20 protein-coding genes are annotated in these 19,084 nt (G+C 68.8%); 9 read left to right on the top strand and 11 right to left on the bottom strand.

Annotation, left to right across the window (positions count from 1 at the left end):
• Positions 1 to 71: 71 nt before the first annotated feature.
• Positions 72 to 1,199 carry a VOC family protein gene (locus tag HWW87_RS29380; protein WP_175823239.1) on the bottom strand — a complete coding sequence of 376 codons (1,128 nt, stop codon included), beginning with the start codon at positions 1,197 to 1,199 and terminating at the stop codon, positions 72 to 74.
• 358 nt (positions 1,200 to 1,557) lie between these two features.
• Here HWW87_RS29380 and shiA point away from each other — a divergent pair, with 358 nt between their 5' ends.
• From shiA to HWW87_RS29365, 3 genes are all read left to right on the top strand, one after another.
• Complete coding sequence (gene shiA / locus HWW87_RS29375) at positions 1,558 to 2,865, top strand: shikimate transporter (protein ID WP_174388252.1); 1,308 nt, start codon at positions 1,558 to 1,560, stop codon at positions 2,863 to 2,865.
• 215 nt (positions 2,866 to 3,080) lie between these two features.
• Positions 3,081 to 4,382 (top strand): UDP-N-acetylglucosamine 1-carboxyvinyltransferase, encoded by a 1,302-nt coding sequence (locus tag HWW87_RS29370; protein WP_174434282.1) that lies wholly within the window; start codon positions 3,081 to 3,083, stop codon positions 4,380 to 4,382.
• Between the two features lie 353 nt (positions 4,383 to 4,735).
• Positions 4,736 to 5,107: a DUF4440 domain-containing protein gene (locus HWW87_RS29365; protein WP_175823238.1), complete on the top strand. Its 372-nt coding sequence runs from the start codon at positions 4,736 to 4,738 to the stop codon at positions 5,105 to 5,107.
• A 45-nt stretch (positions 5,108 to 5,152) separates the two neighbouring features.
• Here the strand turns inward: HWW87_RS29365 and HWW87_RS29360 are convergent, their stop codons facing one another.
• Positions 5,153 to 5,386, bottom strand: coding sequence for an AbrB/MazE/SpoVT family DNA-binding domain-containing protein (locus HWW87_RS29360; RefSeq protein ID WP_175823237.1), 234 nt, complete (start codon positions 5,384 to 5,386; stop codon positions 5,153 to 5,155).
• Between the two features lie 148 nt (positions 5,387 to 5,534).
• Between HWW87_RS29360 and HWW87_RS29355 the strand changes: the two genes are divergently transcribed.
• Positions 5,535 to 6,308: an IclR family transcriptional regulator C-terminal domain-containing protein gene (locus HWW87_RS29355; RefSeq protein WP_126369857.1), complete on the top strand. Its 774-nt coding sequence runs from the start codon at positions 5,535 to 5,537 to the stop codon at positions 6,306 to 6,308.
• 18 nt (positions 6,309 to 6,326) lie between these two features.
• On the opposite strand, the gene HWW87_RS29350 is transcribed toward HWW87_RS29355, so the two are convergent.
• The 6 genes from HWW87_RS29350 to HWW87_RS29325 form a co-directional block, all read right to left on the bottom strand.
• Positions 6,327 to 8,627, bottom strand: coding sequence for an ATP-dependent DNA helicase (locus tag HWW87_RS29350; RefSeq protein ID WP_175823236.1), 2,301 nt, complete (start codon positions 8,625 to 8,627; stop codon positions 6,327 to 6,329).
• Positions 8,624 to 10,318 (bottom strand): VRR-NUC domain-containing protein, encoded by a 1,695-nt coding sequence (locus HWW87_RS29345; RefSeq protein ID WP_175823235.1) that lies wholly within the window; start codon positions 10,316 to 10,318, stop codon positions 8,624 to 8,626. Before HWW87_RS29345 ends, HWW87_RS29350 begins: the two co-directional genes overlap by 4 nt.
• 95 nt (positions 10,319 to 10,413) lie before the next feature.
• Positions 10,414 to 11,295 carry a MipA/OmpV family protein gene (locus HWW87_RS29340; protein WP_175823234.1) on the bottom strand — a complete coding sequence of 294 codons (882 nt, stop codon included), beginning with the start codon at positions 11,293 to 11,295 and terminating at the stop codon, positions 10,414 to 10,416.
• A gap of 203 nt (positions 11,296 to 11,498) precedes the next feature.
• A complete protein-coding gene (locus HWW87_RS29335; protein WP_006479035.1) occupies positions 11,499 to 11,810 on the bottom strand; it encodes a hypothetical protein in 312 nt (103 codons plus the stop codon).
• Positions 11,811 to 11,825: 15 nt separating this feature from the next.
• Complete coding sequence (locus tag HWW87_RS29330) at positions 11,826 to 12,023, bottom strand: hypothetical protein (protein WP_174388259.1); 198 nt, start codon at positions 12,021 to 12,023, stop codon at positions 11,826 to 11,828.
• 95 nt (positions 12,024 to 12,118) lie between these two features.
• A complete protein-coding gene (locus HWW87_RS29325; protein WP_175823233.1) occupies positions 12,119 to 12,418 on the bottom strand; it encodes a hypothetical protein in 300 nt (99 codons plus the stop codon).
• 139 nt (positions 12,419 to 12,557) lie between these two features.
• Here HWW87_RS29325 and HWW87_RS29320 point away from each other — a divergent pair, with 139 nt between their 5' ends.
• From HWW87_RS29320 to HWW87_RS29305, 4 genes are all read left to right on the top strand, one after another.
• Positions 12,558 to 12,809, top strand: coding sequence for a hypothetical protein (locus tag HWW87_RS29320; protein ID WP_175823232.1), 252 nt, complete (start codon positions 12,558 to 12,560; stop codon positions 12,807 to 12,809).
• A 23-nt stretch (positions 12,810 to 12,832) separates the two neighbouring features.
• Complete coding sequence (locus HWW87_RS29315; protein WP_175823065.1) at positions 12,833 to 12,994, top strand: hypothetical protein; 162 nt, start codon at positions 12,833 to 12,835, stop codon at positions 12,992 to 12,994.
• A gap of 186 nt (positions 12,995 to 13,180) precedes the next feature.
• A complete protein-coding gene (locus HWW87_RS29310; RefSeq protein WP_175823231.1) occupies positions 13,181 to 13,612 on the top strand; it encodes a CBS domain-containing protein in 432 nt (143 codons plus the stop codon).
• A 101-nt stretch (positions 13,613 to 13,713) separates the two neighbouring features.
• Complete coding sequence (locus HWW87_RS29305) at positions 13,714 to 14,217, top strand: PRC-barrel domain-containing protein (protein WP_175823230.1); 504 nt, start codon at positions 13,714 to 13,716, stop codon at positions 14,215 to 14,217.
• A gap of 34 nt (positions 14,218 to 14,251) precedes the next feature.
• On the opposite strand, the gene HWW87_RS29300 is transcribed toward HWW87_RS29305, so the two are convergent.
• From HWW87_RS29300 to HWW87_RS29290, 3 genes are all read right to left on the bottom strand, one after another.
• Positions 14,252 to 14,878, bottom strand: coding sequence for a DUF4142 domain-containing protein (locus tag HWW87_RS29300; RefSeq protein WP_175823229.1), 627 nt, complete (start codon positions 14,876 to 14,878; stop codon positions 14,252 to 14,254).
• Positions 14,879 to 15,157: 279 nt separating this feature from the next.
• A complete protein-coding gene (locus tag HWW87_RS29295; RefSeq protein ID WP_175823228.1) occupies positions 15,158 to 15,568 on the bottom strand; it encodes a BON domain-containing protein in 411 nt (136 codons plus the stop codon).
• A 66-nt stretch (positions 15,569 to 15,634) separates the two neighbouring features.
• Complete coding sequence (locus HWW87_RS29290) at positions 15,635 to 17,617, bottom strand: ATP-binding protein (protein WP_175823227.1); 1,983 nt, start codon at positions 17,615 to 17,617, stop codon at positions 15,635 to 15,637.
• Between the two features lie 455 nt (positions 17,618 to 18,072).
• Between HWW87_RS29290 and HWW87_RS29285 the strand changes: the two genes are divergently transcribed.
• A complete protein-coding gene (locus HWW87_RS29285) occupies positions 18,073 to 19,050 on the top strand; it encodes a sigma-54 dependent transcriptional regulator (RefSeq protein ID WP_175823226.1) in 978 nt (325 codons plus the stop codon).
• The last annotated feature ends 34 nt before the right edge of the window (positions 19,051 to 19,084 follow it).

Below are 19,084 nucleotides of genomic sequence, written 5' to 3'. Positions count from 1 at the left end.
TACGCCGACGCAGATACGGACATCGAACGCCCCCGCCCCGAACCGCGTGCCGGCCGCCTGCGCCTGCCCATTCAGCCGGCGTCGCGCGCGCGGGCGAGTGCCGCGAGGTTGCCCTCGCCGAACCCGTGGTGCCCCCTGCGTTGCACGATCTCGAAGAAGATCTCGCCGGGGCGGCGTTTGATGAAGGTCTGGAAGAACAGCCTCGGCACGCCGTCGCTGCCGATCTCGCCGTCGACCAGCACCGCGCGGCGGCGCAGCGCGTCGAGATCGACACCATGCGCGGGCAGCCGCGCGTCGACGTCGTCGTAATAGCGTGCGGGCGGCTCGATGAACTCCACGCCGTTCGCACGCAGCGCATCGACGCACGACAGGATGTCGTCGGTGGCCAGTGCGACGTGCTGCACACCCTCGCCCGGATGGTCGGGCAGGTACGCATGCATCAGCTCGGTGCGCCGCGTGCCTTCCTCGTAGACCGGAATCCGCACCGCGCCGCACGGCGACACCATCACGCGCGATTCCTCCGACACATGCCAGTGCGCGTCGATCTGGTGGATCTCGCGAAAATGCAGCAGGTCGTGGTAGAAATCCAGCCACTCCTGCATGCGGCCCGCGCCGACCGTTTGCGTGAAGTGGTCGACCTGCTGCAGGCCGACGCCCGCGCAATCGAGATCGGTATGCGCGGTCGCGATGTCGATCGGCCGGAAATCGATGTCGAAGATCGAGATGTCGCCGACGCCGCCGCGCTGGCCGTCCCGCCCGCGCCAGCGGTCGACGAAATACAGGTGCGAATCGCCGATGCCCTGGATCGCCGGAATCTTCAGCTCGCCGACGCCGACCTTTTCGCCTTCGAACGCCCACGCCCCGAGCTGGATCGCGCGCTCGAACGCGCGCCGGGCGTTCGCCACGCGCAACCCGATCGCGCAGACGCCCATTCCGTACTCCTCCGCATAGCGCGCGGCGAACGAATCGGGCTCGGCGTTGATCAGGAAATGCATCTGCCCTTGCCGGTACAGCGTGACGTTCTTGCTGACGTGCCGCGCGATCGCCTTGAACCCGAACTGCTCGAAGCGTTGCGCGAGCGCTTCCGGCACGGGCGCCGCGAATTCGACGAATTCGAGGCCGGCCATCCCGAGCGGATTGGCGGCCGGATCGGCAACGGGCGGCGTATCGCTGGACAAGGGGTGGGAATTGCCGGGCATTCCAGTCTCCGGGGGCATGCGGTCGATGGGGGATGGTGCCTGTCGCGTGCGGCATGCGCGGCCGATGCGGCGGCCTCGCCTCCGCCCCGAACGGGCGAGTTGTCGATGCTGCAGATTTTAACCAGATCGTTCACGGCGGCACACCCCGGCCGAACGGGATATCGTCGCGCTGCTTAGTGCAAACCCGAAAATCGTTCGATAATCGCACGGAATTGAACGATAATCGCGCACATTATCCGATTGGCCAATTGCCGCCATGCGGTCCGCGCCCTATTCTCCGTTCACCCATCGACTTCAATGCAGCATCGGACGCGGCGCCGCCACGATTCCACGATGCGCCGTGCCAGGAGACATCGCCATGACCCCCACCTTCGACACCCTCGACGCCGCCGCCGGCGCCCGTGCACGCAGCCAGGCCCGCAAGGCCGCGATCGGCAGCTTCGTCGGCGCCGTCGTCGACTGGTACGACTTCCTGCTGTACGGGATCGTCGCCGCGCTGGTGTTCAATTCCGAGTTTTTCCCGAAAGTCAGCCCGACGATGGGCACGCTCGCGGCGTTCGCCACCTTCGGCGTCGGCTTCCTGTTCCGGCCGCTCGGCGGCATCGTGTTCGGCCACTACGGCGACCGGCTCGGCCGCAAGCGGATGCTCGTGCTGACCGTGATGCTGATGGGGCTGTCGACGGTCGCGATCGGCCTGCTGCCGGGGTTCTCGACGATCGGCTGGTGGGCGCCCGTGCTGCTGGTGCTGATGCGCGCGATCCAGGGGTTCGCGGTCGGCGGCGAATGGGGCGGCGCGGCGCTGATGGCCGTCGAGAGCGCGCCGAAGCAGAAGAAGGCGTTCTACAGCAGCGGCGTGCAGGTCGGCTACGGCGTCGGGCTCGTGCTGGCCACCGGCATCGTCTCGATCCTGAGCCATACGCTCGGCGAGGCCGCGTTCAAGTCGTGGGGCTGGCGCCTGCCGTTCGTGTTCAGCATCGTGCTGGTGCTGATCGGGCTGTGGGTGCGCAAGAACATGGACGAATCGCAGGAGTTCGTCGAGAAGGTCGAGCACGGCAACCGCAAGCTGCGCCTGCCGGTGCTGGAAGCGCTGACGCGCCACCCGAAGGCGTTCCTGCTGATCGTCGCGCTGCGGCTCGCCGAACTGTTCACGATGTATATCGTCACCGCGTTCGCGCTCAGCTATTCGACGACCAACCTCGGCATGTCGCGCGACCTGTTCCTGAACATCGGCCTGCTGGTGGGCGCGGTGAGCTGCGTGACGATCCCCTGCTTCGCGTGGCTGGCCGACCGCTACGGGCTGCGCCGCATCTACCTGATCGGCGCGCTGATCGGCCTCGCATCCGCGGTGCCGTTCTTCGTCGCGCTGGAGTCGCGCTCGATCGCGTGGATCGTGATCTTCTCGATCCTGCTGGCGAACGCCGCGCACGACATGGTCGTGAGCGTCCAGCAGCCGCTGTTCACCGAACTGTTCGGCGCCGAATACCGCTACAGCGGCGCGGGCGTCGGCTACCAGTTCGCGAGCGTCGTCGGCGGCGGGTTCACGCCGTTCATCGCGGTCGGCCTCGTCAGCGTGGCCGGCGGTTCGTGGCACCTCGTCGCCGGCTATCTGGCGGTCGGCTGCCTGATCTCGCTGGTGGTCGCGGCGCGGATGCGGGCGGCGCAATGACGGCCTGACCGGATGGCCGGCCCGATTCGCGGCCGGCCACGCGGCCGGTCATTCAGCCATGCCGGCCGCATTCGACCTGCTGCATCGCGGGCGCGACGTCAAACACTGTCAGTTACGCGCGCCGATTCCCCTTTTCCCCCTCTGAACATTCCACGCCGCGTGCCGACCAATGGCATCATATGGGCCTACGTCAGTCACCGATACGCCCCCATATCATGTCGAATCTCATCGTCCACGGCGGCACTCCGCTGCGCGGGGACATCAAGCCGTCCGCGAACAAGAACGCCGTCCTGCCGATTCTGTGCGCCACCCTGTTGACCGATCAGCCGCTGCGACTCGTCGGCGTGCCGGACATCACCGACGTGCGCAAGATCCTCGACATCTTCCGCACGCTCGGCAGCGACGTGTCGGTCGATTTCACGACGGGTCTGCTCGAGCTTCACCATCGCAACACGAAGTTCGATCCGGCCGTCCATCGGCTGCCCGAGGCGATGCGTTCGTCGATCATGCTGATTCCGCCGCTGCTCGCGCGCTTCGGCGTCGCGCGCCTCGAGAACGACGTGAAAGGCTGTACGCTCGGCGTGCGCGAGATCGATCCGCACGTCGAGGTGTTCGAACGTTTCGGCGCACACATCGAGCGCACGCCCGATTCGCTGATCGTCCGTACCGACGGGCCGCTGACGGCCAACGATCACTGGTTCGACTACGCATCGGTGACGACCACCGAGAACTTCGCGCTGTGCGCGACGGCCGCGGGCGGCACGTCCACGCTGATGAACGCGGCATCCGAGCCGCACGTGCAGGAGTTCTGCCAGTTCCTCGCGATGATCGGCGTCGCGATCGAGGGCATCGGCACGTCGCGGCTTTGCGTGACGGGCGGCGGCAAGCTCGGTGGCGGCGAGTTCCGCTTCGCCGAGGATTTCCATGAAATCGCGACGTTCCTCGCGCTCGGCGCGATCACGGGCGGCGACATCACGGTGCGCAATTCGTCACCCGAGCATTTCCCGCTGATCGACCGCACGTTCGCGAAATTCGGCGTCACCGTCACGCACCGCGACGGCTGGTCACGCGCGGAACGCGACGGCCCGCTGCGCGTGCGCCGGCCGTTCACGCAGAACATCCTGACCAAGGTCGAAGCCGCGCCGTGGCCGTACCTGCCGGTCGACCTGCTGCCGATCTTCATCGCGCTCGGCGTGCGCGCGGAAGGTAGCGCGATGTTCTGGAACAAGGTCTACGACGGCGCGCTCGGCTGGTCCGGCGAACTGTCGAAGTTCGGCGCGCACGTGCTGCTGTCCGACCCGCACCGGTTGATCACGTTCGGCGGGCTGCAATTGACGCCGGCGCGCGTCGAGAGCCCGTACATCATTCGCGTCGCGATCGCGCTGCTGATGGTGGCCGCGAGCATCGAAGGCCGCTCGGAAATCATGAACGCGCTGCCGATCCGCCGCGCGCATCCCCATTTCGTCGAGAACCTGCGTTCGGTCGGCGCGAACGTCGAGTGGACGAGCAGCGAGTAAGGTCATGACGGATGCGGCGCGCGTAACGGTCGCGTCGCATCCGGTTTCTTCGCTTTTCATGCCGTATCGGCCGCCTCTATGGGCGGCCGCGCAGCGTTCTGCCATCGGCTGCCCTCTGTTCACGTCAGCATACTGCGTGCTGCTTCACGCCTCTTCCCGCAGTCGGCGCCAGCCCGACGATGCGTCATCGGGACGTCTACTCCCGCGCCCCGCCGGCTTTTTCCCGCTCGCGGAAAACCAGATTCAGACTTGTCCAATTGCCGAAACGTGAGCCCGGCCACAGGCTGCCTTCCTGACCTGGCGGATACCGCCAAAAACCGCGCACCCGCGCTCCAGCAGGAAATGCACAGTCTATGGAACCCCGGTTCACCCTGGCGCAGATGCGCGACGTCTGGATCGATGCGTATCGTCACGCCGACGTCGAACAACTCGATTTCGTCGCAAGCCCGCACTTCTTTGTCCAGCACGACGCTCGCATTCGCACGAAGGCGCAATTTCTTGCGCGAATGCGCGTCGTAGCGGCCGAACGCGCATCGGACAGACTGGATATCGCATATCGGGACGAAACCATGCAAATCGTCACGCGCGGACAATGGGCGACGATAACGGGCATCGGGTCGGTACGGATCAACCCGGCAATCGATTCCCGCTTCGATTTCGTCGAGCAGTGGTGCGTGACCGGCGCGCGATGGCGTATTGCCGCGCTGTGCCACAAACACAAGTAAGCTGGACCGCGCCGCAGTTGCGTTCCGGCGCTTGAATGGGTCGACTCAATCCGACTCGTTTGCGTCGTTCCGCCTGAACCTGAAATCGCCCGGCAGCTTGCCTCTGAAACGCCTCAACGGCAGCAGAAGCGCCTCGGGGCTCGCGTTGCGGCTCTCGGCCAAAGCACCGCCACGGTGAACGACGATTTCGACTTCGTCACCCTCACGCAGCCCCAACTCGTCAACCAGACCGGCCGGAAGGCGCACGGCCAGGCTATTTCCCCACTTTGCAACCCGCATACGACCTCCTTGAATAGATGTCGCCGACTCTATATCTGCTCGTATCCAACGGGCAAGGATGGCGGATCAACCGATCTCCCGTTACCCCCCGACTCGCGCGATAATCGCCCACTCCTGCGCGAACACCGCGCGCCACTGCTCACCCGTGATGACGAAAAAGCCTGAACTCGACCGACGCGACTGGATTGCCGGCCTCGAAAAAGGCCTGATGATCCTGGAGGCATTCGACAGCCAGCACGCGCGCATGACGCCCACGCAGGCCGCCGCGCGCACCGGCCTCACGCGCACGGCCGCGCGGCGCTACCTGCTGACGCTCGAGTCGCTCGGCTACGTGTACACCGACGGCAAGCTGTACGGTCTCACGCCGCGCGTGCTGCGGGTCGGCTGGTCGTACTTCGATTCGGCGCGGCTGCCGCGCACGGTCCAGCCTTACCTGCAGCAACTGAGCGCGTCGCTGAACGAATCGGCGTACGTCAGCGTGCTCGACGGCTGGGAGCTCGTGTTCATCGCCCGCAACGGCGTGTCGCGCGTGATGACGACGGGCTTCGTGCTCGGCGCGCGCGTGCCGGCGCCGCTGACGTCGCCGGGTGTCGTGCTGCTCGCCCATCATCCGGATCGCGAAGCCGTGCGCGCGTGGCTCGACGAGACCGAGCTGCCGCCGTTCACGCCGCACACGATCACCAACAAGGCGCGGCTGCTCGAACAGGTCGACCAGGCGCGCGACGCCGGCTACGCGGCGATCGAGCAGCAACTGCAGGTCGGCGTACGCGGGATCGCGGTGCCGCTGAAGAACCGTCACGGCGAAGTCGTCGCCGCGCTGAGCACGAACATGCCGATCGGCGCGGAGACGGCCGACGCGGCCGTGCGGCGCGTGCTGCCGCATCTCCAGGAAGCCGCGCTCGCGATGCTCAACGTGCTGTAGCGACCGGCGCCGCCGCCGTCACCCGATCCGCCACCACCGCGGCAGCAGGTTGCGCACTTCGCGCCGTCGGTAACGGTCGTCGATCAGATGCACGACGCCCTCGTCGTGCTCGGTGCGGATCACGCGCCCGGCTGCCTGCACGACCTTCTGCAGCCCGGGATACAGGTACATGTAGTCGTAACCGTTGCCGAAGCGCGCGTCCATCGCGCGCCGCATCTGCTCGTTGACGTCGTTGACCTGCGGCAGCCCCAGCGTCGCGATGAACGCGCCGATCAGCCGCTCGCCGACCAGGTCGACGCCTTCCGAGAACGCCCCGCCCAGCACCGCGAAACCGACGCCGCGTCCGCCCGCGTCGAAGCGCGCGAGAAACGCGTCGCGCTCGCTTTCGGCCATGCCGGGCGCCTGCGCCCACACGGGGACGTCCGGATGGCGGGTCTGCATCAGCGCGACCACGCGCCCGAGGTAGTCGAAGCTGCTCAGGAAGCCGAGATAGTTGCCGGGGCGCGCCGCGTATTGTGCGGCGATCAGGTCGGCGATCGGCTCGAGCGAGCGATCGCGGTCCCGCCAGCGCGTCGACACGTGGCTCGCGACGCGCACCGTCAGCTGTTCGGCGCGGAACGGTCCGTCGACGTCGAGCCAACCCGTATCGCCGGGCAGCCCCAGCGTGTCGCGGTAGAAATGGAACGGGCTCAGCGTGCCCGAGAACAGCACGGTCGCGCGCGCGGCTTCGTAGCGCGGCGCCAGGAAAGCGGCCGGGATCACGTTGCGCACGCACAGCGTCGACTGGACGCGGCGCCGGCGGCCGGCCGTCGCGACGCCGTCGAGCGCGGGCTGGCGCGGCATCGGTTCGCCATGCAGCGTCGCGTCGAAGATCGACGCGCTGTCGAACGCTTCGGCCAGCACGCCGAACTGGATCGCCTCGAAATGAAAGCGCAGCAGCGCGTCGCCGTTCGCGCGCGGCGCGTCGGTCAGGTGTTCGCCGATCGCCGCGACGAGGTTTTGCACGGCCGACACGATCGGGCCCGGCACCTCGGGATAGGCCGCATAGCGCTCGGCCTGCGCGCGATTGAGCGTGCCCCACGCGCGGGCGAGCCGGTCGAAGGCCTTGCGCAGCGCCGCGGGCGCGGCTTCGCGCGCGGCCGTGAACGCGAACGGATCGAGCGACGCGCTGTACATCTTGCGGGCGCGGTCGAGCAGGTTGTGCGCTTCGTCGACGAGCACGCCGACGCGCCACTGGTTCTGCTGCGCGAGCGTGTGCAGCATCGCGCTGCCGTCGTAGTAGTAGTTGTAGTCGCCGATCATCATGTCCGACCAGCGCGCAAGCTCCTGCGCCAGATAGTACGGACAGACGTCGTGCGCGAGCGCGGCGGTGCGCACGGTGTCGCGATCGAGCAGCCCGGCCTTGATCGCCGCATCGCGCGCGGCCGGCAGCCGGTCGTAGAAACCTTTCGCGAGCGGGCACGATTCGCCGTGGCACGCGAGGTCCGGATGCTCGCACACCTTGTCGCGCGCGACGAGTTCCAGCACCCGCAGCGGCAGCGCGGGCGTGCCGGCGCCGAGCGTCGTCGCCGCTTCGAGCGCGAGCGCGCGGCCGGGCGTTTTCGCGGTCAGGAAAAACACGTGGTCGAGCTCGCCCTCGCCGCATGCCTTCAGCAGCGGGAACACGGTGCCGACCGTCTTGCCGATGCCGGTCGGCGCCTGCGCCATCAGGCAGTGCTCGTCGCGTGCCGCGCGATAGACGGCCACCGCCAGTTCGCGCTGGCCGCTGCGGAACTGCCCGTGCGGAAACGCGAGCGCGCGCAGCGCCGCGTCGCGCGCGGCGCGGTGAGCCGTCTCGCGTTCGGCCCAGCCGACGAAGCACGCGCACTGCTCGGCGAAGAACGTCGCGAGCGTGCCGGCGTCCAGCGTTTCCGTCAGCACCGTCTCGCGCTCGGACACGATGTCGAAATACACGAGCGCGACGTCGATTTCCTTGAGGCCGCGCGCGTCGCACATCAGGTGCGCATAGACCTTCGCCTGCGCCCAGTGCAGCGCGCGATGGTTGGCCGGCATCGCGTCGAGGCTGCCGCGATAGGTCTTGATTTCCTCGAGCCGGTTCGCCACGGGATCGTAGCCGTCCGCGCGTCCGCGCACGGTGAGCGTGCCCCACGTCCCCGTCAGCGCGATCTCGGTTTCGTAGCGCGCGCCGCGCTTCGACGTGACCGCGCCGTGGCCGGCGATGCCTTCGAGCGCGGTCGGTGCGGGCGTGAAGCGCAGGTCGAGATCGCCGCGTCGCGCGGTGAACTCGCACATCGCCCGCACCGCGACGACGTAACTCATGCGGACAACCCCGCCGCCTCGGCGTGCGCTACGCTCTCGCCGGCCCACTCGACATCGACGACGCGCACCGGCATGCGGTGCGCGAGGCAGTAGGCGAGCCAGCGCGTCTGGTTGTCCTGCAGCCGGTCGCCGGGGCCTTTCACCTCGATCAGCTCGTAGCGGCGTTCGTCGGGCCAGAAGCGGACGAGGTCGGGCAGGCCGGACCGGTTGCTGCGGATATCCGCGAGCAGGCGCGTGAACCACAACCGCAGGTGCTCGGGCGGCAGGCAGGCAAGCGCTTCGTCGAGCAGCGCGTCGGTCAGCACGCCCCAGAACACGAACGGCGATTGCAGCCCGGCCTTCGTCGCGAAATGCCGGCGGATCGTGTCGCGGTACGCGCCCGAATCGAGCTGCGCGAAGCATGCGTCGAAGGTCGCCGCGCGGCGCACGGCGAAATCGGGTGCGTGCAGGTCGGCCGGGCCGCGCTGGAACGGGTGAAAGAACGCGCCGGGCACGGCCGCGAACACGGGCTCCCAGCACAGCAGCCCGAACAGCGAATTGATCAGCGTGTTTTCGACGTAGTGGACCGGCGACGCCGGCTGCGCGAGATGGTCGCGCACCGCGAATTCGACGCTGACGGACGCGTCGGGACGCGCGAGCACGAGCGTCTCTCGCGGTACGTCCGCGGCGGCGGCCGCGCGTTCGACCCGCTGGCCGGCGCGGCGCAGCAGGCGCGGCAGCATGCGCTCGACACGCTGACGCTCCTCGTCGCTCTCGAAGCCGCCGCGTGCGTCGAGCGCCAGTGCGAGCGCGTCGTCGTCGCGCCCGCAGCGTTCCAGTACGCGGATGCGCCGGTGGCGGCTGCCGGGCCATGCGCTGCGCGCGTAAGCGTCGAGTGCGGCGCACCAGTCGGCGCGGCGTTCGCACGCCTGGCCGAGCGCGAACAGCAGCTTCGCACGGCGCGTCGCGAGCCACGGCTGTGCGCAGTCGACTGCGTCCAGCGCGCGGATCAGGTCGTCGAACGGCAAATCGTCGGGCCATGCATCGAGCGCGTCGCGGCACATCTGCAGCGCGAGATACGCGTCGACGTCGCCGCGCTGCTGGAACGCGCGCGACGATGGCGCGATCGGCACGCTTTCGTACTGGAACACGCCGAGATCGGCGAGCACGAATTCGCTCCAGTCCTGATGCAGATTGCCGAAGAACATCAGCCGCAGCCGGTCGCACAGCGCGCCGACCGTCACGCGCAGCACCCGGTCGCCGGACTGTGCGCACCAGGCGTCGAGCGGTTGCGCGACGTCGTGCGCGGGCCGCAGCCGGTCGAGCCAGTCGGCCTTGCGCTCGCCCGCATGCGCGGCGAGCGACGGGAAGATGCGCAGCAGATCGGCCTTGGTCGACAGCGCGAACAGCTCGTCGAGCGTGAGCGCCGGCGCCGGATCGACCCAGCCGAGCACGACGAGCGGCGCGGCGGCGTCGAGCGTGCAGCCGATCTCGTCGTACACGAGCTTGCTCGCGCGGAAATCGGACCCGTTGCGCATCAGCATCCGCACGAGCAGCGCGCGCGACGCCTGCGGCAGTGTCGCGAACTGCCGGACGAACGCGTGCTCGTGCGCGTCGAACAGGTCGTCGTAACGCTCGCCGAGCCAGGCCAGCGCGCGTTCGAAATTGGTCAGGTAGTAAAACGCCGGAGGCGTCGGCGAGGCAGGCGTCACGGGAATCGATCACTGTACGTTTGTACAGGTCGCAATCATATCAAATGTGACGGGCAATGCCGCACGCGGCATCGCCCTTCCGCTGCCCGGCCCGGTCAGAACTGGTAATTCACCGACATGTCGAACACGCCGTTGGTCGACTGCTGCGTGATCGGGCTGCGCCGCGCGCGGCCGACGAGCTGCTCGATCGCGCCGTCCATCGTGACGAACCAGTGCTTGTTCACGAACCACACCATCGTCACGCCGAGGCCGGCCGACTTGATCCCGGCCCCCGACGAATAGGCCGGCAGCCCCGAGCGGGCGGCGGCCCCCTGGTTCACGCCGAACCAGCTGTTCATGTAGCGGGAGTCGGCGAACGACACGGTCGGCCCCGCGAACCAGAAGAAGTGCTCGTTGCTGCCGGGCATCGGCATGTACGCGGAGAAATCGCCGGTCCAGCCGTTCGACCCGCCGATGCTGCGCCGGACGTCCGCGCGCAGCACGAGCGGGAAATCCTTCGAGACCACGTAGTCGGCCGCGAGCTTCATCACGGGCGCCGCGTTGATGTTGTCGAGGCCGTTCAGGTGGCCGAGATCGTCGGCCGAGCGGCGCCCGAGGTCATAGCCGACCGACAAACTCACGCGCCAGTTCGGCCCGCGCAGCACGTTCGCGCCGAGCCCCTCGCCGGTCGACAGGAAGAACAGGTCGCGATAGCGGATATCGAAATTCGGGCCGCCCATCACGCGATAGCGGTCGGAGCCCGCGTAGCGCGGCTGCAGCGTCATCGCGGCGCCGACACTGACCTGCCAGGTGGGGATAGTCGGATCGAAGAGTTTCTGGAGCGGTACGCCCGCCGTGTATTGCCATTCGCCGAGCGGCGAAGGCGTCTGGGCCGACGCGTCGCGGGCGCCGGCGGCGGCGAGCGCCGCGAATGCCGACAGGCCGGATACGAGCCGGCGTGCGCCGGGGGACAGCAACAAGCGAGCAACAGTGGCCAAGGTGGTCTCCGTCGGTTGCGCGAAACGAACCTGAAGGAAAGCGCGTCGCGCTTCATCGGCTGCAACAGCCCGCAGCCTGCTGCGCGAACGTAGCGTGCGCTGAATTAACGGACATCCTACGCGACACGCGCGCAGACGCAAAGCGCCCGTTCTACACGGGCACTTTGCCGGAATCCGGCATGCGCCGGCGGATGATTGCGGAATCAGAAACGCTCGACGTGATAGTCGCCGGCGAGCGCGGCGGGACTGCGCGTCGACATCATCCGCGAGAAGCCGTCGGCGAGCCGGCCGAGCGCGAGCTGCTTCTGGCTCGCGTCCCAGTGCGTGTAGGTGTCGTACGCGGCATCGTCGAACGAAACGGTGACGGCGACCGGGCGGCCACTGGCGCGAAAGCCGATCTGCAGCACGCCGCCCGGCAATTCCTCGATGTGATAGTGCAGCGAACGCGATTCGAAATAGCGGCCCAGTACCTGAGCGATCGCGCGCTTGTCGGGTGATTGCACGTGAATGTCCATGACGGTCCTCCTTTTCTAGGTTCGCGCGGCCGGTGGTGGCGCACTGCCCCCGCCCGGCATCCGTATCGGCGGCGGGTTCGACGGCGGATCGCCCTGCGGCAGCCCGTCGGGCACGGGCGGATCGACCGGGTCGTCATGTCCGGGCGGCGGCGGGTCCGGGTCGACGTCGGGTGTCGTCGGTTCGGGACGGTGCAGCGTGAATGGCGTCTTCATGTCACTCCTGCGCGACGGCGCGCGCATCTCGATGGCGAGGCGAGCCCTCGCAAGCGCCGTGCCCGCTATCACGCCGAGACCGTTGGCCGTTGGGTTCAGTCGCCGTAAGCCGCCATGACGAGCCACATCGTGCGCCCCTCGGCGGTCAGTTGCACGGCGAGCGCGAACGGGTCGGACGGTTCGCATTGCGCGACGAGCGCCTGCTGCGCGCGCTCCGGCCCGTCGTAGACGGTGTCGTTCAGTTCACGTACCTCGTCCTTGCCGTCGAACATGCGCCGCTCCGGCCGATAGACCCGCGATTCGCGCTTCCACGTATCGAAACGCTCTCGCACGTGGCCGAAATCGCCGCCGCATACGTTCGCGTCGTAACGTATCCTTTTCTTGACTGCATTCATCACGATGTCCTCTCGTCCATACCGGACGCGTGCGCGTCGTACCCGCATGCCCGGCCGGTTCTCGCCGGCTTGCAAACGCCGTGCCGCGGCTGGCGCGGGTACGGCGCTTGCGCCTTCTCATCGACAAGGAGGTTCGACCATGACCGTTCACGCCCCCCGCCGCCGCGACGCCGTGTCACCGGCTGCCGGACTGCTCCGGCTCGCCACGTCGCGTCCGCCGTCCGAAGACAAGACGGAGGAGCGCATCGACGAAGGGCTCGAGGAGACGTTCCCGGCCAGCGACCCGCCCGCCGTCGGCGGTGCGACGCGTATCGACCCCGCCAAGCCGTCCGGCAAGCACGAACGTCGCGCGCCGCACGTCCCCCCTTCCCCGCCCCGCGATCACGGCTGACGGCGGCAGCCGGCGCGCGGTGCATGACCGTGCACCCGCGCGCCGGCCCAATCAGGAGCAATCTGATGAAAGTCCTTGAACGCAGATGGCATGAAATAAGCGGCGCGGCCGGCGTCGCGGCGCTGGCCGCGATCGAAAGCGCGGTGGTCCTGGTGATTGTCTCGATGACGGGCATCGGCCACTGACGTCCCGCGTCCACGGCCGCGGCTGCCGCCGTGGAAGATGTACAAGCAGGCTGGCAAATTTCTCCGTCGCTGGCTGTCCGGCGCAAGCCCGTTACTAGCGTGAACAGGCCCTGGGGCCCGGCGTGCGCGCATCGCGCGCGGCACGCGCGGTGCTCCCGTATCGTCCCGCTCACGAAGGAGGCGTTCATGTATCGCGTCAACGAAATCATGTCGCGCGACGTCGTATGCGTCGCGCCGACCGACACGATTCGCCATGCAGCCGAATTGATGCAGCGCTTCGATATCGGCGTGCTGCCGGTTTGCGACGGCACCGAACTCGTCGCGATCGTGACCGATCGCGACCTCGCGGTGCGGGCACTGTCGCACGGTCATTCGCCCGATACGCCCGTGCAGGCGATCGCATCCAGACCCGTGCAATGGTGCGTCGAGGACGACGGCGTCGGCGATGTCCAGCAGCGGATGGCCGACGTCCAGTTGCACCGTTTGCCGGTGCTCGACCGCAATCTGAAGCTGGTCGGCATGGTGTCGCTCGGCGACATCGCGACGCGCGCGGGCGGCCCGGCGCGCGACGAGCTGGCCAATACGCTCGAAGACGTATCGTTGCCGCGCCGCCGCTGACCGGCGTCCCCATCATTCCGCGCGGCCTGCTGCCCCGGCGCAATACCCGCGCAATGAATTTGCGCGCGGGCCGGGTTGCCGCTTCGACCAGGAGGTTTTCGATGACAACGGACAAACCGTCGCGCAACGCCGCGCGCATCGGCGGCGCGAATCCGCGCCCAGCCGCCGGCGGGCCGGGGCCCGACGTGATGGCCGCGCGCACGCTCGAAGGCGATCGCGTGTTGACGATGGACGGCGACGACATCGGCAAGGTCGCTCACATCATGCTCGACGTGCGCGCCGGACGAATCGCTTACGCGGTCGTGTCGTCGGGCGGCCTGCTCGGGATCGGCGACAAGCTGCTCGCGGTGCCATGGAGCGCGCTCGTCCTCGATGCCGAGCGCCAATGCTTCGTGCTGCCGGTCGACACCGCGCGTGTGCGCGAGGCGCCCGGCTTCGACAAGAGCCGGTGGCCGACGATGGCCGACCCCGAATGGGCCGAAGCGCTGCATGCGTACTACGGCCGTTCGCCGTACTGGCTGATCGAGGAAGGCGAAACGGCCCTCGATTCGCCGCCGTACGAGGCATCGCCGGGCGGCCCCGAAGACGGCACGCGGCAGCACTGAAGCCTGGCGGCCGGAAAGCGGATCACTGCGTGGGTCACTGGGCGGCGGCCACCGTTTTCGCGAGTTGCCGCGCGGCGCTCAGGTGCGCATTCAGCGTCGGCAGCGTGCGGGCCGCGAAGGCGCGAAGCTGCGGGTCGCGGCCCTCTTTCGCCTCGGTTTCGTAAAGCCGGACCGCCGCTTCGTGCGCGCGTGGCCCCGCCAGCGCCACATACGCCGTATCGAACGCACGCCCGTCCTTCGCTCGTAATGCCGTCACCGCCGGATCGACCAGCATCCGCGTCTGGACCGGCACGCCCTTTTGCGCACCGATGTGCCGCAATTCGTTCACGATACGGGCGTGATCGTCGACCATCCGGCGGGCGAAGGCCTTCACGTCTGCGTTCGACGAGCGATCGAGCGCGAGCTGGCCAGCTTGCCGTTCCACCTTCCCGATCATGCCTGCCTTGTCGACGAACTCGGCGTCGATGCCGGTCGGCCGCTGCGTCATGCCGGCCTCGTCGGCGGTCGGGCCGGGACGAATGACGCCCGGCGCGACCTGCGCGGACGAAGCGGGCGGCGCCTGCGCGTGCGAGAGCGCGAACGTCAGCGCGCCGGCGGTGGCAGTCAGTACGATTGCCGCCGGCCGACCCCTGCGTTGCTTTATCCGGTTCGTTTTCGTCATCCGGGCCTCCGTATCGGGCAACGGAGCGGGCCGGCCGCGCGGCGGAGTCCGCATAGACGTCGCCGCCGAGCCAGAACAGCGCGTGCTGTCCGGGCGGATTGAGAAAGAAGACCTTCACGTCGTCCCAATGCATCACGTGGCCGCGCAACTCGCTCCCCCTGCTCGAGCCGCGAGAAACGGCCCGCGATGAGGGTGTTCATGTCGAACCTCCTGCCCGGTGACGCGCAGGGCTGCGGGCGCGCGACACCCGACCGGCCCGGCGCCGGCCCGCGCATCACGTTACTTCCGGCGGATCTGCAGCTTGTCGTGCACACCGCTCACACCGCTGACGTCGTGCGCGACGCGGATCGCGGTCGCGCGTTGCCGCTCGTCGGGTACGTTGCCCGTCAGTTCGACCACGCGGCCGCGAACCTGCACGTCGATGTCGCCGGAGGCCAGGCCGCGTTCGGCGACGAGCGCGGCCCTGACGCGGGACGCGAGCGTCGCATCGCGGATCTGGCCCCCGACGGCCGACGCCTGGCTCGCAAGCTTCGCACGAGTGCCCTCCTCGGCCGATGCGTAGCGGGGTGTCGCGATCCATGCACACGACAGCATCAGTATGCTTGCGATCGGCACGACCGGCGTCCTGCGTCGGGTGCGCGCCGGCTTGCCGCCCGTACCGTCGCGCCGCATGCTTTCCGTTGCGTCCATCGTGTCTCCTTTCTCGTATGCGACCGGGCGGCCAGGCGGCCGGACTGCCGCGCCGCGTGTGCGCCGCTACCGCTTGCGCGGCTTCCCGTCGCCCCCGTCGTCCGGTACGACGTCGACGATCACGCTCGCGAGCGTCGGCATGTCGACCGGCTTGCACAGATACGCATCGAACCCGGCGGCCATCACGCGGCGCCGGTCGGCCGTGCCGGCGTGCGCGGTCACCGCGACGACCGGCAGATAGCCGCCGCCGCTCGACCTGCGCCGGATCCGGTCCAGCAGCCAGTAACCGTCGCCGTCCGGCATCGCGAGATCCGACAGCACGACGCTCGGCTGCTGCCGCTCCACCGCGTCGAGCGCATCGTGCCCCGAGCGCGCGGTCGATACCTGCGCGCCCATCGTTTCGAGCGCCGCCGCGAGGCTGGTCCGCGACGTCGCGTCGTCGTCGACCACCAGCACGCGCTGGCCGTCGAGCGCGACCGTATCGGACCTGCCCTTCGCGCGCGACGGCTGCTCCACCGGGTCGTCGGCGTCCCAGCCGGCCGGCAGCGTCACCGTGACGGTCATGCCGCGCCCGGCACCCGCGCTCGTCGCGACGACCTCGCCGCCGTGCAGCTGCGCGATGTTGCGCACGATCGACAGGCCGAGCCCGAGGCCGCGCTTCGGCGACGTGAACGCGCCTTCCGGCCGGCTGAACGTGTCGAACAAGTGCGGCAGGTATTCCGGCGCAATGCCTTGCCCGGTGTCGGAGACCGACAGCCGCACGCGCTCGCCCGCACGGGTCAGCGACACGTTGATGCGCCCGCCCGGCGGCGTGAACTTGATCGCGTTCGACAGCAGGTTCGACAGGACCTGACGCAGGCGCTCGCCGTCCGCCTGGATCACGCAGGCCGGCATCGCATACGCCGTCGACAGCACGAGCCCGTTCGCCTGCGCCGTCGCGTCGAGTTCGCGCGTGGCGTCGCGCACGATCTGCACGAGATCGACCGGCACGCGTTCGAGGCGCAGCCGGCCGGTCGCGAGGGACGATGCGTCGAGCAAGTCGGCGACCATGTGCGACAGCGACCGCGCGCTGCGATCGATCGCGTCGACCGCCTGCTGCGCGAAGCCCTGCCCGTCGGCGTTGCGCAGTACCTCGACCCAGCCGTAGATCACGTTCAGCGGCGTGCGCAGTTCGTGCGACACCGTCGCCAGCAGCTGGTCCTTCAGCCGGTTCGACGCGTCGGCCTGCAGGCGCGCGTCGCGCGCGCCGCGCAGCGAGCGAAGGTTGTAGCGTTCGTTGCGGCGGCGTTCGCCCGCTTCGCGCAGCGTCAGCGACAGGCCCGCGCAGTTGCCCTGCGCGTCGACGATCGGCGACGCGGAGAAGGTGGCACGAAAACGGCCGCCGTCGCGGCGCACGCACAGTACGTCGAGCGGCCCGACCGGCGCACGCAGGTCCGCGAACGACGCGGGCACCGCATGCCGGCGCAGCCAGCGCGGCGCGATCATCGTGACGACGTCGCGTCCGGTCGCCTGTGCCGTATCGATGCCGAAGATGCTTGCCGCGGCCGGATTCCAGCTGGTGATCCGGCGCTCGGCGTCGGTCCCGACGATCGCATCGGGCGACGCATCGACCACGCGGTGCAGCAGCCCGTCGTCGGACCCGCCCGCGACGGACGACGGCTCGCGGTGCGGCGGGTACGGATCGCCGTCGTCGTCACCGATCTCGCGCAGACGATCGTTCGCGAGCAGCGGCTTCACGGCCGTTACCAGCACGCATTCGACGAAACTGATCGCGACGAACGCGCCGGCTTGCGCCAGCAGCGTCGCCAGCGGCGCGTCGCGCCACCACACTGCGCCGATCACGCCGACGCTCGCGGCGGTCGCGACGAGGCCGCCGCCGAACGACGTCAGCCACGCGGCGGCCGCCACGGCCGCATAAAAAGGCAGCGGCGCAAAGGGCGCGTGCTCCCCGACAGCCCGAATCGCCCACGCCTGCAGCGCGGACGCCAGCCCGACGGCCAGCACGACCCATACACCCTGCCGAAACACCTCACGGGTCAGAGTCCTCATTGCGTCCTTGCATCGCGCCGGCTCCCGTCGTGCGGGGGATGCCGCGTGTCGGCCATCCAGCATCCCGTCGAGCGCGCCGGGCGAGCGTGAAGAGGTCCGCAAACAACGTACCCGGCGGCGGCCGGGGCCGCGTTCGAGGCAACGGATGGCCGGGGCCTGCGCCCGCGCCGGCTGCGGCCGGGCGGGTGGCTGCCGGCATCGCCGCGCACACCGCCGCAATGTGTCGCCGGCCGCTTTTTTTCATCGGGTTTCTGTAAAAAAGCGCCGGTCCTCATGCGAACGTCGCGTCGCGTCAGGACGCGCGAAAAGCCCGATGGCCTGTCTCTTTCGCCCATGCCCCGTACATTGGAATTTTCTATTCAGCGGCACCTTCGCGGTCGTTTCGCTGTCGATGATAAATATTGCAATCAACGGAACGCGTGATGCCGTTTTTCAAAACGGCGCCGCGAACGTCTATGGGTGAATCCGCAAACCGGACGAAGCAGCGCGCAGACGGTCGCCGGCTGTCCGGCCGGTCCGCCGCGATGCGCACGCTGCTCGGTCGTATCGAGAAAATCGCGCCGACCCGCGCGAGCGTGATGATTGCCGGCGAAAGCGGGGTCGGCAAGGATATCGTCGCGCGGCGGCTGCACGATCTGAGCGGGCGGCATGACGGCCCGTTCGTGCCCGTCAACTGCGGCGCGATTCCGCCCGAGCTTGCCGAGGCGCAACTGTTCGGGCACGAGAAAGGCAGCTTTACCGGCGCGACCACGCAGCGCGAAGGTTTTTTCGAAGCCGCGCGCGGCGGCACGCTGCTGCTCGACGAGATCGCGGAAATGCCCGCGGCGCTGCAGGTGAAGCTGCTGCGGGCGATCGAGTCGAACACGATCATGCGCGTGGGCGGCACCGAACCGATTCCGCTCGACGTGCGGTTCGTGTCGGCCACACGCCACAATCCGGCCGACGCCGTGCGCGACGGCCGGTTGCGCGAGGACCTGTTCTACCGGCTCGCCGCGTTCGCGATCTACGTGCCGCCGCTGCGTCAGCGCGACGGCGACGTCGAGACGATCGCGCAGGAATTCGTCGATACGCTGAACGCGCGGCATCGCTCGCACAAGCGGCTGACCGACGCGGCGATCGCCGCGTTGCGCGCGTATTCGTGGCCCGGCAACGTGCGCGAACTGCACAACACGATCGAGCGCGCGTACATCCTGTCGGACGAAGGCATCGACGTCGCGCTGCCGAAGCAGCCGACGCCGGCGGCCGACAGCACGTCGGAAGGCGCGATGGCGCTGCCGCTCGGCGCGACGCTGCATCATGCGCAGCAGCGCTTCATCGCGGCGACGCTGCGTCACTTCGACGGCAACAAGCCGCAGGCGGCCAAAGCCCTCGGCATCAGCCTGAAGACGCTCTACAACCGGCTCGCGCTGATGCGCGACCAGGGCGGCTCGTGAGCATCGCGGCCCGCATGCCGCGGGCCGCCAGCCA

Source organism: Burkholderia sp. BCC0419, assembly GCF_902830285.1.
Classification (GTDB): Bacteria; Pseudomonadota; Gammaproteobacteria; order Burkholderiales; family Burkholderiaceae; genus Burkholderia.
The sequence above is the reverse complement of the archived record's forward strand: the minus strand, read 5'-3'. Positions and strand labels throughout refer to the sequence as shown.

Excerpts from the sequence above, each read along its gene's own strand:
- HWW87_RS29380 (WP_175823239.1), bottom strand. The coding sequence starts at position 1,199 with ATGCCCGGCAATTCCCACCCCTTGTCCAGCGATACGCCGCCCGTTGCC.
- shiA (WP_174388252.1), top strand. The coding sequence starts at position 1,558 with ATGACCCCCACCTTCGACACCCTCGACGCCGCCGCCGGCGCCCGTGCA.
- HWW87_RS29370 (WP_174434282.1), top strand. The coding sequence starts at position 3,081 with ATGTCGAATCTCATCGTCCACGGCGGCACTCCGCTGCGCGGGGACATC.
- HWW87_RS29365 (WP_175823238.1), top strand. The coding sequence starts at position 4,736 with ATGGAACCCCGGTTCACCCTGGCGCAGATGCGCGACGTCTGGATCGAT.
- HWW87_RS29360 (WP_175823237.1), bottom strand. The coding sequence starts at position 5,386 with ATGCGGGTTGCAAAGTGGGGAAATAGCCTGGCCGTGCGCCTTCCGGCC.
- HWW87_RS29355 (WP_126369857.1), top strand. The coding sequence starts at position 5,535 with ATGACGAAAAAGCCTGAACTCGACCGACGCGACTGGATTGCCGGCCTC.
- HWW87_RS29350 (WP_175823236.1), bottom strand. The coding sequence starts at position 8,627 with ATGAGTTACGTCGTCGCGGTGCGGGCGATGTGCGAGTTCACCGCGCGA.
- HWW87_RS29335 (WP_006479035.1), bottom strand. The coding sequence starts at position 11,810 with ATGGACATTCACGTGCAATCACCCGACAAGCGCGCGATCGCTCAGGTA.
- HWW87_RS29330 (WP_174388259.1), bottom strand. The coding sequence starts at position 12,023 with ATGAAGACGCCATTCACGCTGCACCGTCCCGAACCGACGACACCCGAC.
- HWW87_RS29325 (WP_175823233.1), bottom strand. The coding sequence starts at position 12,418 with ATGAATGCAGTCAAGAAAAGGATACGTTACGACGCGAACGTATGCGGC.
- HWW87_RS29320 (WP_175823232.1), top strand. The coding sequence starts at position 12,558 with ATGACCGTTCACGCCCCCCGCCGCCGCGACGCCGTGTCACCGGCTGCC.
- HWW87_RS29315 (WP_175823065.1), top strand. The coding sequence starts at position 12,833 with ATGACCGTGCACCCGCGCGCCGGCCCAATCAGGAGCAATCTGATGAAA.
- HWW87_RS29310 (WP_175823231.1), top strand. The coding sequence starts at position 13,181 with ATGTATCGCGTCAACGAAATCATGTCGCGCGACGTCGTATGCGTCGCG.
- HWW87_RS29305 (WP_175823230.1), top strand. The coding sequence starts at position 13,714 with ATGACAACGGACAAACCGTCGCGCAACGCCGCGCGCATCGGCGGCGCG.
- HWW87_RS29300 (WP_175823229.1), bottom strand. The coding sequence starts at position 14,878 with ATGACGAAAACGAACCGGATAAAGCAACGCAGGGGTCGGCCGGCGGCA.
- HWW87_RS29295 (WP_175823228.1), bottom strand. The coding sequence starts at position 15,568 with ATGGACGCAACGGAAAGCATGCGGCGCGACGGTACGGGCGGCAAGCCG.
- HWW87_RS29290 (WP_175823227.1), bottom strand. The coding sequence starts at position 17,617 with ATGAGGACTCTGACCCGTGAGGTGTTTCGGCAGGGTGTATGGGTCGTG.
- HWW87_RS29285 (WP_175823226.1), top strand. The coding sequence starts at position 18,073 with ATGGGTGAATCCGCAAACCGGACGAAGCAGCGCGCAGACGGTCGCCGG.